The organism is Armatimonadota bacterium (assembly GCA_016125185.1).
Lineage (GTDB): Bacteria > Armatimonadota > Fimbriimonadia > Fimbriimonadales > Fimbriimonadaceae > Fimbriimonas.
This window is the reverse complement of record WGMG01000002.1, coordinates 436,749-451,653: the sequence shown is the minus strand read 5'-3', so window position 1 is coordinate 451,653 and position 14,905 is coordinate 436,749. Positions and strand designations below refer to the sequence as shown.

The window sequence follows — 14,905 nt, the reverse complement described above, 5'->3', positions numbered from 1 at the left end:
ACCCAGCATATAGTAGGACCGTCGGTAAAGAAGACATTCAAGGCGAAACTTGACAAGCTTCTTCAGCTATGAAGAAGACATGAAGAAATCGACGGATTTTGTGGCGGTCGAGGTGGTGGGTACCCAAGAATTTTACTAGGCTCCAGGAGAAACACATGACAATCAATGGATTGGGCAGCTATAGCTCCGGTCTGTATGCGACTCAGAGCGCCGCGGCAAGCGGCTTCACTCAGTTCGCGTCGACCTCGGGTTGCAGTTCGTCCACGACAGGCACGGATAGCAGTACAACCAGTGTCCAACGGCCACCCCGTCGCGACGAAGCGGCTCAGCAGGCAGCCCTTGCGAAACTGCAGGACACCGACCCGGCGCTCGCTCAGAAGATGGAGGATTTTCACCAGAAGATCGACCAGATGAAGGCGGACGGTGCGTCGGAAGATGACATCCGAAGTGCGATGAAGGAGAACATGGATTCGCTTTCGGACACGGAGAAATCGGAATTGAAGTCGGTCTTTGGCGACCGACAGCAGGGCGGCCCGCAAGGCATGGGCGGTCCCGGCGGACCTGGTGGCCCGGGAGGCCCTGGTGGACCCGGCGGGCCGGGTGGACCTGGTGGTCCTCCGCCTTCGGACAGCGAGATCAGCAGCATGATCTCGTCGCTGAAGGATACGGATTCGGATCTCGCGACCACGCTTCAGAATTTCCAAGACGAAATCAGCAAGATGAAGGACAGCGGTTCATCCGACGACGAAATCATGGCGAAGCGAAAGGAGCAGATGGACTCGCTTTCGGACAGCCAACGTTCCGAAGTTCGAGACGCGTTCGACGCGGTTCGAAACAACAACAATCAATCATCCAGTGACTCGACGTCGAGCACCACGACCAATTCGCTGTATCAGCAGGCTCTGGCCGCGTACCTCAAGACTCAGGCGTCTTGGGCGACGCAACTCGGTCAGCAGGCTTTTGCATCAGCCGCATAGTAACCAACCGAACCCCCTAAAATGCAGCAAGGTGAAGGAGCACGGAGGCGCCTTTGCTTTGCTCACCCTCTAATGAATGGGGAGCGTAATGGTGACGGTTGTGCCCTTTTGAACTTCGCTTTCGAGTTCGATTTTCCCGTTATGAAGCTCGACGATGGCTTTGGCGATGGCCAAGCCGAGGCCGCTCCCACCCGAGTCGCGGAAGCGTGAACTATCGACCCGGTGGAACCGGTCGAAGATGAGCGGTACATGGTTCGCAGGGATTCCTTCTCCTTGATCGATGACCTTGACGACCGCGCTGTTGCCGTGGCGATGCGAGGTGACGCGAATCGTATTTCCCTTCTCGGTGTAGAGCACGGCGTTCTTGACGATGTTGACCAACACGCGGGTCATGGCAGCGGGATCGAGGGAGAGGTGGATGTTGGGGTCGATGTCGCGTTCGATTTGATGGTGTGAGGTATCGACGGAGAAGATCGAGTCTTCGACGATATCGGCGAGGTTGGCGTCTTCCTTTCTGAGGTTGAGGCGCCCTTCGTCCGATGCGGCGAGGAAGAGCAAATCTTGGACGACGGCGTTCATCTGGCCGGCCGCACGGTCGATGGCCAGTAGGTGCTCTTGGTACTTCTCGGCGGAGATTTCCTTGCGGAGGGCAAGGCCGGTTCGAAGCTGGATCGCAGTAAGGGGGGTTTTGAGTTCGTGGGAGGCGTCGGCGGTGAAGCGGCGAAGCTGACCAAACGCCTGATCCTTTTCTTGGAAGGCCTCTTCGAGTCGCCCAAGGAGGCCATTGAAGGTCGAACTAAGCTGGGCGAATTCGTCTTCCCCATGAACGGGCAGGCGGTCGGAGAGGTTGGTGATTTCGATCTGCTCGGCGGCAGAGGCGATCTGCCCCACCGGTCGGAGTGCGCGGCGCGTGAGGATCACGCCGACGAACAGCATGACGGTGACGGCGAGAGGGAGGACGATAGTGAGGGTTTTGGCGAGTTGGCCGAGGGCTTGGAGTTCGGCCGACATGGGGGCGCCGAACTGGAGGATGTAGGCGATCTTGCCGTTCTGACGCATCGGGTAGCTGAGAACGCGGATGCGGATGCCGTCCTGGACGGAGATTCCGTAGGCTTGCTGACCGCTTTTTGCCTGTTCGAAGGTGGTTTTGTCCCAGGCGGTCTGTTCGGGGTGGACGACGTCTTTGCCGGTTAGGTCGAGCGCCATCGGGCGGAGGACGGTTTGGAGGGCCTTGATCTGGCTGAGGCCCTTGGGGTCGATGCCCTGCTCTTTGGCGGCTTGGACATCGATTTCTGGTTCCATGCGGCGGTTTTCGAAGCCTCGGAATTGATTGTTATCCGGTCCGTTTGACGCGCTTTGACCGGGGCCAGGGTCACCCGATGTGGTGCCAGGGTTGCCGTTAAACGAGAAGGTTGGGCCGGGGCCTTGGCGATCTTTATCGCTACGATCACCGTGGTCGTCTGGCCGCCTCATGTCGCCGGGGCCGCCGGGTTGGCCGGGTATGCCGTGCCAACTGGCGGCGAAGAGTTGGGCGCGCTGAAGCAAGCCGTCGTCGATGCCCTTGAACAGGATTCGCTGGGTGGTGAAGTAGACCGCTAGGCCCGTCAGGGTGAGGACGATCGAGAGAACGACGCAGTTCCAGACGGTGAGCTTGGTGCGAATCATGGGGTGGATTGCTCAGGCGAATCGACCCTGAGCGAGTAGCCCGCGCCTACCACGGTGTGGATGAGCTTTCGGGTGAAGTCGCCGTCGACCTTCTTTCTTAAGTTTCGCACATGCACGTCGACGGTATTGGACGTGCTGAATTCGTCGGTCCAGACGACGTGCTGGATGGTGTCGCGGGTGAGGACCTGGCCCTCGCGGCTGGCAAGGGCTTCGAGGAGGGTGTACTCACGCTGAGTAAGGACGATCTCTTTGCCGCCGCGATGGACGGTGCGAGCGGCGGTGTCTATGATGAGGTCGTCGACGCGGAGTTCGGCGCTTTTGATGACTTTGTCACGACGGAGGAGCGCACGGATGCGAGCAAGAAGCTCTTCGAACTGGAACGGCTTGCCGAGGTAATCATCCGCGCCTTGCTCGAGGCCACCGACGCGATCACGCAGAGTGTCCTTGGCGCTGAGCATGAGGATCGGGGTGGCGTTGCGAGTCTCGCGCAGGTGTCGGCAGATCGTCATGCCGTCCATGGTCGGCAGCATGAGGTCGAGGATGATGACGCTGAACTTGTTGGCTTGGGCGACGCGGAGACCGCGCTCGCCGTCGCGGACGATTTGGACGACGAAGCCGGCATCTTCCAATCCATCACGGATGGCGCTGGCAATTTCGACGTCGTCTTCGATAATCAGGAGCTTCATGGTTCCTTGTTTGGGGCCCAGTCTGCCCCTCGTCGTTGCGCCGACAAGAGGTCGTGGGAGCCCTTCCTTTTTCTTCTATTCAACCTGGAAATCATGAAGACGGCATGAAAATGGGGCTAGAGCTTTTGCGGGTTGAAGCTGGCGACGTAGCTTTGCCATTGGGAGGCTGGATTGATTCGAGCTTTCTTGGCTGTCGATTTGACCCTGACGATGTCGATTCGGCTGCAGGGAGAAGCGGGGTGGCCTTTGACGGTGATGGTTCCCGTTACGCCAGCAAAGTTGGAAATGCCTTGGGCGGCGAGGAGGACCGATTGGGGGTCGGTTCGCGGGGAACCGCGGATTGCTTCGATGGCGACGTTGGTTGCATCGTAGGCGGTTAGAGCTTCGTCGCTGTTCGGAGGTTTTTGGTCATGATTGGCCAGCCACCTCTGGGCAAACGACTTGAGGTTTGGGCTATCGAAGGCGCACGCGGTGGTGAAGTAGATCGGGCTCGCGCCGGGTTTGAAGTTCCAAAGGACCGTATCGTTGTCCAGGTTGGAGGTTCCGAGGATCGTAGCCTTGACTCCGGCTTCCCGCAGGAGCCGGATGGTGGGACCAGCCTGCAGGAATAGATCCGAGATGTACACGGCGTCGGGGTTGGCTTTTTTGATCGACTGGATCAGCGGCTCGAAGTCTGGAATGCCATTGAAGTCGTAATTCTCGAAGCGTTTGAGAATGGCGGGATGACCGAGCGAGGTGATCTTTCGGCAGAAGGTGTCGCTCATTTCGACCGAGGATGGGATTTCAGTTTGGGTCACGACCGCGATCCGCTTGAGCTTGAGGTTCTGGATGGCAAAAGTCGCCATGGCGACGGCCTCGTCGTGGAAGGCGCTTGAGGTTCGGATGAGGTTTTGCGCCGGTTGCTGGTCGGCCAGCATCGGTCCGGGATAGAAGACGGGAATGGAATAGGGAAGCGCGGTTTGGGCTATGACGCTTGCTCGTGAGTTCCAGATTGTGCCGACGATGGCGGAAATCGGTTGGTCCGCGACGCTCTCGGCGGCGGCTTTCGCGTCATCTCGGTTGCTCCGCGTGTCCTTGACGATGAGTTCGATCTTGGTTCCATGGATGCCGCCCGCTTTGTTCGCTTCGTCGACGGCCATCCAGCATCCGGCGAGTTGGTCCTGACCGTAGAGGGTGCAGTCGCCGGTAAGGTCGGTTAGGCAAGCGATTTTGATCGTTTTTTCGGGCGGGACGGTCAGGGTGTTGGCGCTGAGGATGGCGGCAATGCCGGTTAGGGCCAAGCGAAACAGCGTTCCCATGGCGACATTGTAATCCTTTTGGGTTCGGGCACAAAAAAGCCCCTTGTCGGGGCGAGGAGAAGATGGCCGGAGCCAGGGATCACACTTACACGGGCTCCATGCTTGGGTGCGATCTGGCCGACTCCTTGAGTATGTATTCAACCATGTGGACATGAAGATGGTATGAAAGTGGGTTTTTGAGGTTTTGTGGATTTGCCCTCCCCGTCTCCTGGTGTGCGTCAGGAGTGTTGCTTCGCAAGAAAGAGTAGAAGGCTCTTCCTCGCTTTGCTCGGCGGGGTCGCTTCGCTCCTCGGACTCTTACTGTTTTGGTTTGGCACCCAGCCCTTCGAGCCGATTCTCGACTCTTCGGACTGGGCTAAGGAAGGACGGGCTTACAGCCCTACGTTCGTCGGAGATTGAAGTGCGATAGCTTCTTTATGGGCTTTGGTTTAGCAGTGGTTCGTATCCGAGTTCTGTTCGTTAGTTGCGGCTGCTCATTCCGTGGCGGAAGGGCTGCCAGGTGGCTTCAGTTTCCGGGCTCCAGATGAGGAACGAGACCGAGGCGCGGAGGCCTCGTTGGGGTTCGGCTTCGATCTTGAGATCGCCTCCCAGTCGCTCGACGAGCCGCTTGGAGATGCGAAGACCGACGGCCGAACTAGTGAGTTCGCTTGGGTCGATCCCTTCGATGTTTCCGAGTGGGCGTAGAAGCTGGTCGAGTTCCTTTGCTCGGAGTCGGCGGCCAGGATTGGTGATTTCGATCGTGACGTGGGTTTTATCAACCGAAGCTCGGAACTGGATGGCCCCTTGAACGGGGGTTGAGAGCGCGACGTTTTCAAAAAGCCGGGTGAGGATTTGGGCAATCGCTTCGTCGTCGGCGAAGACGTCGGGCAGATCGGGAGGGACTTGAGCGTTTAGCACGACGCCGTCTTTGGCCGTCTCGATCTCGAAGACGCGAACGGATTCGTGGAGGACGGAGGCGATATCGGTGCGTCGGGGCTCCAACTGGAACATGCCGGACTCGATGCCTTGAATCTCGACAAGGGCTTCGACGAGTTTGGTCACTTCGTCGCAGTTGCGCAGGACTTTGCTTTGGTATGTGGTCATCCGCTTGCCCGGCGTGCCGCTCGGCCTGTACTCCCGCGCAAACTCGCGGATGACGGCTAGCGGCTGATGAAGCTCCTTGGAGGTCGATGCGACCATTGCGGACTTGAGGCGATCAATGTCGAGAAGGTCCGTGTTGGTTTCGGCAAGCTCGAAGGAACGACGGGTCAGTGACTCTTCGGCGAGGCGCTGGTCAGTGATATCGACCCAGGAGCCAATGATTTCGAACGGACGTCCGTCGACTCCGGCGATCATGACCATGTCGTCGCGAATCCAACGGTATTCGCCTTCCGCGTTGCGGAGTCGGTAGATTTCAGTCTTCTTTTCGACTTCGTCGAGGGAGTCGAGGGCGAGCAGCACCCGGGCGAGATCGTCGCGATGGATCAGGCTCTTGGGAGGAAATTCGCCATTGATGATTTCTTGGGCGGTGTAACCGAGCATGGAACGCACGGTCTCGGCGATGAAATTTAGTCGGTAAGGCGGCCGCGCGGTGGCGGCGTAAATGGTCGTGGGGCAAGCGGAAAGGAGGTATCGGTTGCGACCTTCGGCACGCATCAATTCCTGTTCGGTCTGTTTGCGAACCTGAATTTCGACTTCGAGTTCTGCGTTGAGTTCCTCAAGTTCTTTTGCTCGCTTGCGAAGTTTGTCGGTGAGATCCGCATTTTCAAGCTCGAGTTCCTTGCGAATGTGAGACGCGGAGAGGATGTTGAGGGTCCTGAGGAGCAACTCGACGGCGTCGAAAGGCTTCTGAAGGAAGTCTTCGACCCCGAGGCGTAGAGCCTCGTGCTTAGTTGCGTCGGTCACATCGGCGGTCAGCATGAGCACAGGGATGTACGGACCATCGGCCCGAAGCCGATGGAGCTCGGTCAGGAACTGGAAGCCGCTCATGATCGGCATGTGCTGATCGAGGATGATGAGGTTTGGCGCGATGTCGTGGATGGAAATGAGAGCCTTCTCGGGGTTGGTCTCTGAAGCAACCGACGAGAATCCGGCGTCACGCATCACGCGAGTGACTAATGTTACGTTTTCGACCTGGTCATCAATGACCATTAGCCTTGATCCCAATATATGTTTCGAGGTGTTCATCAAACGCTCCTTCGCCTGCTGCGCCAGTTGGCGACAGCTTGACCCATGGTTACGGAGGCTTCCCAGGCGTTTGGGTTCTCATCAGTTTCCATACCTACACCGCAAACAGCCGCCGCACCTTTACTAGGGCATCTCTCGATAGACAAATGAAAGTAGTATTATGATAAAACAATTAACTAGAGCCGTTCAAGCCTACCCGCGAAACTTATGGATATTCATACACCAGCACAAGGCGATATGACGACGGAGGTCCTGAACCTTGAGGGCTTTGACAGGCGACTGTTTGACCGCACTCCCCAAGCAATTCTTCTAGTCGATGAGGCTGGAATTATCGTTCACGCGAATCTGGCGGCGGAGGAGGTCTTCGGATATGAGTCGGGAACGCTGACCGGACGAGCGATCGAATCGTTGGTGCCGGAGCGGTTTCGCAGCCACCACGTTGGCCTCCGGCACCAGTTCGCCGAGGCTCCCTCGTTTCGAATGATGGGATCGCAGAGAGACCTTTGGGGCTTACGGCAAGATGGGAAGGAAGTCCCGATTGAAGTTGCCTTGGGGCCGATCGATTGGGACGATCGGCACTACGTGATCGCGACGGTGACCGACATTTCGGAAAGGCAGCGCGCGGCGAACGAACTTCACGAAGCCAATCGGCGGCTTTTGGCGATGAACGAAAGCCAGACCCAGAGGGAGAAGTACCTTCAGGCGGTGTTCAATGGGTCGCAGAGTGGCCTCGTCGTGATCGACGAGCAAGGGCAGATCGTCACCGTCAATGCGGCGGCGCTGAGCATCTTCGGTTTCACAGAGGAGGAGTTGCTTGGACAGAACGTGGACATCTTGGTTCCCGACTCTATTCGAAGCGGACACGCTAATCTTCGAGGCTCCTACATGAGGAATCCGGTGCCAAGAATGATGGGCACAGGGCGAGACTTGGCGGGTCGGCGTAAGGACGGCACCGAGGTCTTTGTGGAAGTCGGGCTTCGTGAGATCGCCACTCCTGAAGGGCGAGGAGCCTTGGCTTCGATCGTTGATATCACACGAAGACGCGAAGCGGAAATTCAGACACGGCGGTATGCGGAGCAGCTTCAAGACGTCAACCAGCTTCACGAGGCCGTGCTATCGAGTACCGAGCACTTGCTGATCGCTACCGGCCCTGACGGGACGGTTACGCTCTTCAATCAGGCGTCGGAAAGCGCACTGGGGTACGCGTCGGCGGAGGTTGTGGGACAGCAGCAGCTAGATTTCTGCTTTGACCAGGCGGAAGTGACGGCGCGTGGCCGCGAATTATCGGAAGATGGAGCGCTGAGTTCGGGGTTCGAAGTGCTGACCCATTGCCCTCTCTCGGAAGGAGTCGAAACCCGCGAGTGGACATTCATTCGCAAGGACGGATCGCGATTTCCGGTGCAGGTGACGATGACGGTTATTCGGGATGGGGCCACGTCTATCGCCGGGTATTTGGCGGTCATTTTGGACATATCTGATCTGTATCTCCAGAGGCTGGAAGTTCAGCGCGTGAATCGCGAACTGGCGAGGACGAACGAAGAACTCGCGCGCTCGAACAGGGAATTGGAGCAGTTCGCCTATCTGGCTTCGCATGACTTGCAGGAACCTCTGCGGAGCATCGCTGGCCCCTTGCAGCTTCTTCAACGTCGGTACGAGGCTCAACTGGATGATTCAGCTAAGACTTTCATCGAGCATTCGGTGGCGGCCGCCGATCGCATGCAGCGGCTGATCGACGACCTCCTGATGTACTCGCGGGCTGGAAGGCACGAAGTTCCCTTCACGCCGGTCGATATAAACCAGACCCTTCGGGACGTCTCGCGTTCGCTTTCGGCCACCATCGAGGAAAGCGGGGCCGAGGTGACTTGGGACCCGCTTCCGACGGTCAGCGGGAACTCGATCACGCTGCATCAACTCTTCCAAAATCTGGTTGGGAACGCGGTCAAGTTTCGAGGGGACTCCAAACCAAAGGTACATGTATCGGCTGTGCCCGTCGATGGAGGTAAGTCGTGGGAGTTCACCGTAGAGGATAACGGGATCGGGATTGATCCGAAGTTCTTCGAAGATATTTTCAAAGTGTTTAGGCGGCTTCACTCTCGACGCGAGTATTCGGGTACGGGCATTGGGCTTGCCCTTTGCAAGAAGATTGTCGATATGCATGGTGGCTCGATTTGGGTGGAGTCGGAGTCGGGAAAGGGATCAAAGTTCAAGTTTAAGCTTGCGGCTTCAAGTGAATTGAAGCCGTCTGGAAGATAGGATTACGAAATGAACGCGAGCATTCGTTTGATCGAAGTTTTATTAGTCGAGGACAATGAGACGGATGTCCTTATGGTGCAAGAGGCGTTACGCGATGCCAAAGTCGCCAACCGACTGACGGTCGCGGAGAATGGCGGCATGGCCCTTGAGATGCTTTACAAGCGAGGTGAATATAGCGATACACCGACTCCCGATTTGATCTTGCTCGATCTCAATTTGCCGGGTATTGGGGGGCAGGAAGTGCTTGAGACGATCAAGAACGAGCCATCGATTCTTCACATTCCGGTAGTGGTCCTGACGACTTCCAGCGCGGAGGAAGACATTAGCCGTGCTTACGGAAACTTTGCAAACAGCTACGTGACCAAGCCAGTCGGATTCGACCAACTGAACGACATCGTCCAGGGTATCGAAGACTTTTGGCTTGGAATCGTTAAGCTGCCGCCCAGGAAAGAGTAGTCAGATTTCGACATCTCGGGGAGACTTTTATGCCGCTCAGTTCTTTTGCCGCCGAAACCACGGAGACTTTGCGCATTCTGCACGTTGAGGATGAGCCGACCGACCGCCTGATCGTCTCTGAGGCTTTGCGAGAGACCCAACACTTTCGCTCAAGCGTGGTCCACGCCGAAACGCTTAGTGAAGCGCTGGTAGCGGTGCGAGGCGAAGAATTTGACATTGTGCTCCTTGATCTTGGGCTCCCAGACAGCCAAGGACTTGACACGTTTCGACGTCTTCAGGACTCTTCGCCGGAGCTCCCAATCATTGTTCTTACGGGGTTGGAAGACCACTCGGTCGCGATGGACATGGTTCGGGCGGGGGTTGCGGAATACCTTTCAAAGCGACACCTCAACGGTTCGATGCTGGGGCAGTTTATTCGGTTTGGCATTGAGCGGCACCGGATGCAGCGGGCCCTGAACGCCCAAAACGACCGCTTGGAACGGCGGGTCGAGGAGGTAGTGAATACCCTGAAGGAGTCTGAGTTTCGGTTGAGCTTTATCGCCGACAATATGGGCGAGGTGTTCTGGATTCTGGATGGGAGCCAGGACACCGAGTCGTACATCAGCCCCGGATATGAAAAGATTTGGGGTCGCGACTTGGCCACCTCTAACCAGAAGTCGCGGCACCTTTATGCGGGGGCTCACATCGACGATGTCCCGGCCATCCATCAGAGCCTCCTACATTTTGAGCAAACGGGAACGCTCGACCATGAATTTCGCATCGTTCGACCCGACGGGCAGGTGCGCTGGATTTGGAATAAAGGTTTTCGGGTTCCGATTGGACAAGGGGATTCTTTTCGAGTCGCGGGTATGGCGCAGGACATCACCGACCGGAAGGTTGCCGAAGAATCGCTGGCAAGCGCCAAGACCGAAGCCGAGCGGGCGAACCAGGCGAAGAACGAGTTCCTTTCGCGGATGAGCCACGAACTTCGGACGCCTCTGAATGCGGTGCTCGGATACGCGCAGTTGCTCAATCTTCAGCATGGGGACGAGGAAACTCTGGAATTGGTCCGCCCGATTTTGAAGGCGGGACGGCATCTTCTCGACCTCATCAACGAGGTTTTAGATATCGCAAGGATCGAGGAAGGGCGGCTGACGGTTTCGTTGGAGCCGGTCGATGTAGAAGATGTGATCAAACAGGCGGTCGGCCTGGCCATGCCTCTGGCTCTCGATGCAGGTATCGAACTGATATGGTCCATCGACGCTCCAAAGCATTTTATGATCCTGGCGGACCGCCAGCGAATTCTGCAGGTGCTGATCAACCTGCTGTCGAACGCTGTGCGTTACAACACTCCGGAAGGCAAGGTCGATTTGCGTTGCTACCCGATTTCGGAGACGCTTTTCCGTTTTGAAGTGACCGATACGGGGCGTGGCATTTCTGAAGAGGATCAGGCCAAGCTATTTGTTCCCTTTGAGCGGTTGAGCAACCGCAATCATGACGGGGTTGGACTTGGGTTGGCACTGTCCAAACAGTTGGCCGACATGATGAGTGGTCGTCTTTCGCTCATTCGATCCGACTCAAGCGGGACGGCTTTTGCGGTCGACCTTTTGAAGGCGGATGAAGCCTACGTAGCTGCCGAGCCAAGTACAGAATTTGAATCGGAGCTTCCTCGCCTCGTGCGGGCCAAAGTTCTTTGCATCGAAGACAACCTTACCAACCTTCGGCTTCTTGAGCAGTTCTTCGCGATTCGAAAGGACATCGAGGTCATTCCGGCGATGCAGGGAACGATGGGGCTAACGTTTGCGCGGGAGCATCGTCCGAACTTGATCGTCCTCGACCTGCACCTGCCGGATATCAGCGGGGCGGAGGTTCTCGAGCAGTTGAAGCGCGACGAGGAAACGAGCTCGATTCCCGTGGTGATCCTTAGTGCGGACGCGACGCAGTCGTCGCGGCGGTACCTGCTGAAGATGGGCGCCGACCGGTATCTGACTAAACCGATCGACGCCGACGAGTTGTTCGGTGTTTTGGCCGAGCTTTTGCCAAGCGCTTAATGATCGGGCGGCTCGTTAGGGCGGGGGAATGGGGTCGAGACTAACGTTGTAGAGGACGCCGGCATTGCCAACTTTCTTGGTGAGTGCGCCGCCGACATGGGTTCCGTTCTTGGTGAGCGTGCCCTCGAATTCGTCGGTACCGATGGTACTTGAACTGGTCATGTGGAGGAGGACGTGCAGGCCATCGACCGTGCTTTCGCTCTCGGTGATGGTGTAGGTGACGCTGGTCGTCGTATCCGTCCATTGCCCGCTGACGTGGCCATCGGCTTGGAAGGTCAGGGTCGTGGCACCGTCGTCGGTGACGCTGGTCCAGGGACCCTGGTAGGTTCCGAGGAGGGTATCGACACTGATACCAGAGCCGGCGCAGCCTGCCAAAAGGAAGGCAGACGCCGTCAAAAGAGCGCTCGTTTTCATGACTCTAGTACCTTGGACGGCGTAAGGAGGTCAGAGTATTCGCGTGATGGGACTTGTGGCTGTATGGCAGGCGACTATTCGCTAGCGCATTAAGGAGCGATAGTTATTGGTTCTACGCGGGTCGCATCATTCGGGGCCCCCGACTTCTAATTGTAAGGGATGATCTTCGCGGTTCCGGTTCCAGTGACGGTGCCTCCGATTCCGTTGGTGGCGGTGAACGTGAAGTGGATGTACTTGGTCGAATCGCCGAGAGTTCGCACCGAGTCAATCGTCATGGTTCCATCGGTTCCGATGGCGTACTGACTCGAATTGGGGTCCTCGGGATTGGTCAGATTGGTGGACATCGTGAGGGTGAAGATTCCCGGCACGATAGGATCGCCACTGTGATAGTGCGTGAAGGTCTGACCCGCAACGAGCTGCTGGCCGGGAGTGAGTTGGGCCGTAACCAGGACGCCAATGGTCTGCTCTGTTCCTATGTCGTACGACATTGCCAAGGCATCCAATCCTGGTTCTGGCGACCACCGGGCACCGGCGCCATCGGAGTACATGTAGTGGCCAATGGGCGGAGTCTTGGATGTGTCCCAATTCCCCGAGAGGGTGAAGTCGATGGTGCCAACATCGCCAACCACGATGGTGGATGACTTTTCGGCTTGCGAAACTCCCTTATAGATGACTTGGACTTTGAGTGAATCGAGTGTCGTGGTGTTTGGGGCCACGTAGGAGACCGTTGGCGAGGTCGACGTGACGGACGTGCCCCCGTTGATTTTGCCGTTGCCGGTGAGGGTCCACTTGAACGTTGCTCCCGGCGGCAACGTGCCGTGCGTGATATTCGCGGTGAAGGTCTGATGTGCGCTGAGGTCGAGTGCCGCGCCATCGGGTGAAATTTCGACCTGCAACCCGCTGTATTGGTATGGTTGGCTGAGGAGGTAACCGTCCGGGCTGTCCGCGCCGAGAGATCGGACGACCAGAACGCCGGAATCGGCGGCTGGGTTTTGCACTACGACGTTGGTTTCTGACCATGACACGGGTGTCAGGATCGTTCCATCGAGCGTAACGGCCCCTTGCTGGGTCCCAAAGAATCCATCGATGGAGAGCGTGCTGGGGTCGGTGCCAATCTGGGCGGTGGTGATGGACGGAATGATGGTGTGGACAGTGCTTCCGTTCGCGCTTTTGATGAAGAACTTGGCCGGGTCGTTCTTAATCGACGTGTCATACGTCAGTGAGCTACCCGGGCGTTTGGTTGTGCTGAGCGCCGTTCGGAGCTTGTCGAAATCGTAGGGCGAGGGTGTGTCTTGCTCGACTGGGGCTACCTGATTTAAGCCGAGAAGTCGATCGAAGACAAAATTGGTTGTCGCGGTCGATTCGCTGCTTTCCTCCGGTTTCGTCCATCCGGCGTAGGTTGCCACGCCGGTGGATCCGCCTCCGAGTGCGATATTGAGAATCGGCGTCGTGTAGGACGAGCATGATTGCGACATCCAGAACGCATTGGGAACGAAATTGAGGCCGTGGTTGATAAGGAATTGTTCGCTGATGCAGTACTTCTTGGCGACCGAGACGGTGCCGTCGAGATTCCAGGATGGGCCGACGCCCACGAACAGCGAATCGTTGTCCCAGTCAGCGGAATAGACTCCATTCGTAATGGCATCGGGGCTTTGGGAGGTTGCATAGTAGAAATGCTGAACCCGATGTTTGTCGGTGGAAAGCAGACCGTGGGCGTGGACGAGAAGGAGACTGACGTCGGAGAGGTGTGTGAAGTCGGCCAATGTGCCTGACATGGTGGTTACGTCGTAGCCTTTTTGCTGAAGCAACGGACTTAATGCGGCGGTCGAATCCTCACGGGCTGGCTCAAAGGAGTTGATGAGAAAAGCCTTTCGTCCGAAGGTGAGATTCTTGGGCATGGCCGTTGGCGGCTTGGCGGCGGCTTGGGAGGCGTGGCCGGCACTTGCCGGAGGCAAGTCGTCGGAGGTGAAGACGGCGAGTTGGCGACCGTCCTTGAACCAGCCGATGACGTCGCCACTGGCCGAGATTTCAGCGGTGGCGAACACCGGCATCGACTTCATCTTGGTGACCATCAGGCTAGCGGCTTGCGCGTTGCCCGCCACGGTGGCGAAATAGTCGGAGACCTCGGCCACGGCGTTGTCGCGGTCGGTGTCGGAGACACTGCCGGGAATGAAGTCAGGAAGCGGGGCCAGACCGCCGCCACCTCCACCTCCACAGGCGATGAGGACTATGCAAAGCAGAAGGGCGGCGGCCCACGCCACCATGCGACTCGGGGAAAGTTTTTTCACCTCGCCCCGATGGTACGCCGGGCTGGCGTTACGAGAGCGTTACGGAGGCCTTACTTGTCGTCTTTGTGGATGGCGTGTTTGACCTTGTCGGCCACGATGTGAGCACTTTCGACGGCTACACCAGCCACGAGACCAGCCACTTCTTTGATCTCGCCGATCGCGTGGCTTAGTTTGCCTTCGGCTTCTTGGGCTTCACCTTCGGCGTGGAGCTTGTCGTCGTCGGTCAGGTCGCCGACGGCTTGCTTGGCCTTACCGGTCCATTCATCGACTTTGCCTTCGATTTTGTCCGAGGTTCCGGCGCCAGCGACGCCGTCGACTGCTTTCTTGATATCGGCCATGGTTATTCTCCTAAGGTAAGGGTTCTTACGTCTGGTGGGCTGGTGGCGTCGTGGGTTGGGTCGGGCGGTTGGCCGAAGGTCCTAGGTGCTCTCAGCAAGCGAATCCTAACGGATTGATCGCCCAAGGAGGGGTTTCCCCTTGTCGGGGGGCGGTCGCGACCGTACAATAACTGATGCGCCGGAAACCACGCGATCCGTTGGATGTCATGCCAAAGCGCCTTAGGTCGATCGTCTGGCGACACAAGCATAAAGGGCGGGCCCTCCAATTGGATATTGTTCGCTTCAGGAGGCTCCTGCTTTTGTCAAATTACGAGGGCCAATTCTATGGATGGGC

Annotated in this window: 10 protein-coding genes and 1 pseudogene; 4 read left to right on the top strand and 7 right to left on the bottom strand. The window is 57.5% G+C overall.

What is annotated here, in order from left to right; translation table 11 throughout:
- Positions 1–527 precede the first annotated feature (527 nt).
- A pseudogene (locus GC165_05210) lies at positions 528–617 on the top strand (chitin-binding protein).
- Positions 618–1,046: 429 nt separating this feature from the next.
- Here the strand turns inward: GC165_05210 and GC165_05205 are convergent.
- From GC165_05205 to GC165_05190, 4 genes are all read right to left on the bottom strand, one after another.
- Positions 1,047–2,642 carry a HAMP domain-containing protein gene (locus GC165_05205; protein ID MBI1332258.1) on the bottom strand — a complete coding sequence of 532 codons (1,596 nt, stop codon included), beginning with the start codon at positions 2,640–2,642 and terminating at the stop codon, positions 1,047–1,049.
- Positions 2,639–3,328 (bottom strand): response regulator, encoded by a 690-nt coding sequence (locus GC165_05200; protein ID MBI1332257.1) that lies wholly within the window; start codon positions 3,326–3,328, stop codon positions 2,639–2,641. The genes GC165_05205 and GC165_05200 overlap by 4 nt, the downstream gene beginning before the upstream one ends.
- Before the next feature lie 116 nt (positions 3,329–3,444).
- The gene (locus GC165_05195) at positions 3,445–4,779 is read right to left on the bottom strand and encodes an ABC transporter substrate-binding protein (GenBank protein ID MBI1332256.1); all 1,335 of its coding nucleotides are present in this window, start codon (positions 4,777–4,779) and stop codon (positions 3,445–3,447) included.
- A gap of 306 nt (positions 4,780–5,085) precedes the next feature.
- On the bottom strand, positions 5,086–6,792 hold the full coding sequence (locus GC165_05190) for a response regulator (protein MBI1332255.1): 1,707 nt from the start codon (positions 6,790–6,792) through the stop codon (positions 5,086–5,088).
- A gap of 207 nt (positions 6,793–6,999) precedes the next feature.
- Here GC165_05190 and GC165_05185 point away from each other — a divergent pair, with 207 nt between their 5' ends.
- From GC165_05185 to GC165_05175, 3 genes are read left to right on the top strand one after another with little or no spacing between them, the layout of a single operon-like run.
- Complete coding sequence (locus tag GC165_05185; GenBank protein ID MBI1332254.1) at positions 7,000–9,045, top strand: PAS domain S-box protein; 2,046 nt, start codon at positions 7,000–7,002, stop codon at positions 9,043–9,045.
- Positions 9,046–9,054: 9 nt separating this feature from the next.
- A complete protein-coding gene (locus GC165_05180) occupies positions 9,055–9,501 on the top strand; it encodes a response regulator (GenBank protein ID MBI1332253.1) in 447 nt (148 codons plus the stop codon).
- Between the two features lie 29 nt (positions 9,502–9,530).
- Positions 9,531–11,531 (top strand): response regulator, encoded by a 2,001-nt coding sequence (locus GC165_05175; protein MBI1332252.1) that lies wholly within the window; start codon positions 9,531–9,533, stop codon positions 11,529–11,531.
- 15 nt (positions 11,532–11,546) lie between these two features.
- Here GC165_05175 and GC165_05170 read toward each other — a convergent pair whose 3' ends face one another.
- From GC165_05170 to GC165_05160, 3 genes are all read right to left on the bottom strand, one after another.
- Positions 11,547–11,945: a hypothetical protein gene (locus tag GC165_05170; GenBank protein MBI1332251.1), complete on the bottom strand. Its 399-nt coding sequence runs from the start codon at positions 11,943–11,945 to the stop codon at positions 11,547–11,549.
- 146 nt (positions 11,946–12,091) lie between these two features.
- Positions 12,092–14,233 carry a hypothetical protein gene (locus GC165_05165; protein ID MBI1332250.1) on the bottom strand — a complete coding sequence of 714 codons (2,142 nt, stop codon included), beginning with the start codon at positions 14,231–14,233 and terminating at the stop codon, positions 12,092–12,094.
- A gap of 50 nt (positions 14,234–14,283) precedes the next feature.
- The gene (locus GC165_05160; protein ID MBI1332249.1) at positions 14,284–14,571 is read right to left on the bottom strand and encodes a CsbD family protein; all 288 of its coding nucleotides are present in this window, start codon (positions 14,569–14,571) and stop codon (positions 14,284–14,286) included.
- Positions 14,572–14,905: the final 334 nt, after the last annotated feature.

Bases quoted from the DNA above. Each gene is read 5' to 3' on its own strand.
- GC165_05205 (MBI1332258.1), bottom strand. From the start codon at position 2,642: ATGATTCGCACCAAGCTCACCGTCTGGAACTGCGTCGTTCTCTCGATC.
- GC165_05200 (MBI1332257.1), bottom strand. From the start codon at position 3,328: ATGAAGCTCCTGATTATCGAAGACGACGTCGAAATTGCCAGCGCCATC.
- GC165_05195 (MBI1332256.1), bottom strand. From the start codon at position 4,779: ATGTCCACATGGTTGAATACATACTCAAGGAGTCGGCCAGATCGCACC.
- GC165_05190 (MBI1332255.1), bottom strand. From the start codon at position 6,792: ATGAACACCTCGAAACATATATTGGGATCAAGGCTAATGGTCATTGAT.
- GC165_05185 (MBI1332254.1), top strand. From the start codon at position 7,000: ATGGATATTCATACACCAGCACAAGGCGATATGACGACGGAGGTCCTG.
- GC165_05180 (MBI1332253.1), top strand. From the start codon at position 9,055: ATGAACGCGAGCATTCGTTTGATCGAAGTTTTATTAGTCGAGGACAAT.
- GC165_05175 (MBI1332252.1), top strand. From the start codon at position 9,531: ATGCCGCTCAGTTCTTTTGCCGCCGAAACCACGGAGACTTTGCGCATT.
- GC165_05170 (MBI1332251.1), bottom strand. From the start codon at position 11,945: ATGAAAACGAGCGCTCTTTTGACGGCGTCTGCCTTCCTTTTGGCAGGC.
- GC165_05160 (MBI1332249.1), bottom strand. From the start codon at position 14,571: ATGGCCGATATCAAGAAAGCAGTCGACGGCGTCGCTGGCGCCGGAACC.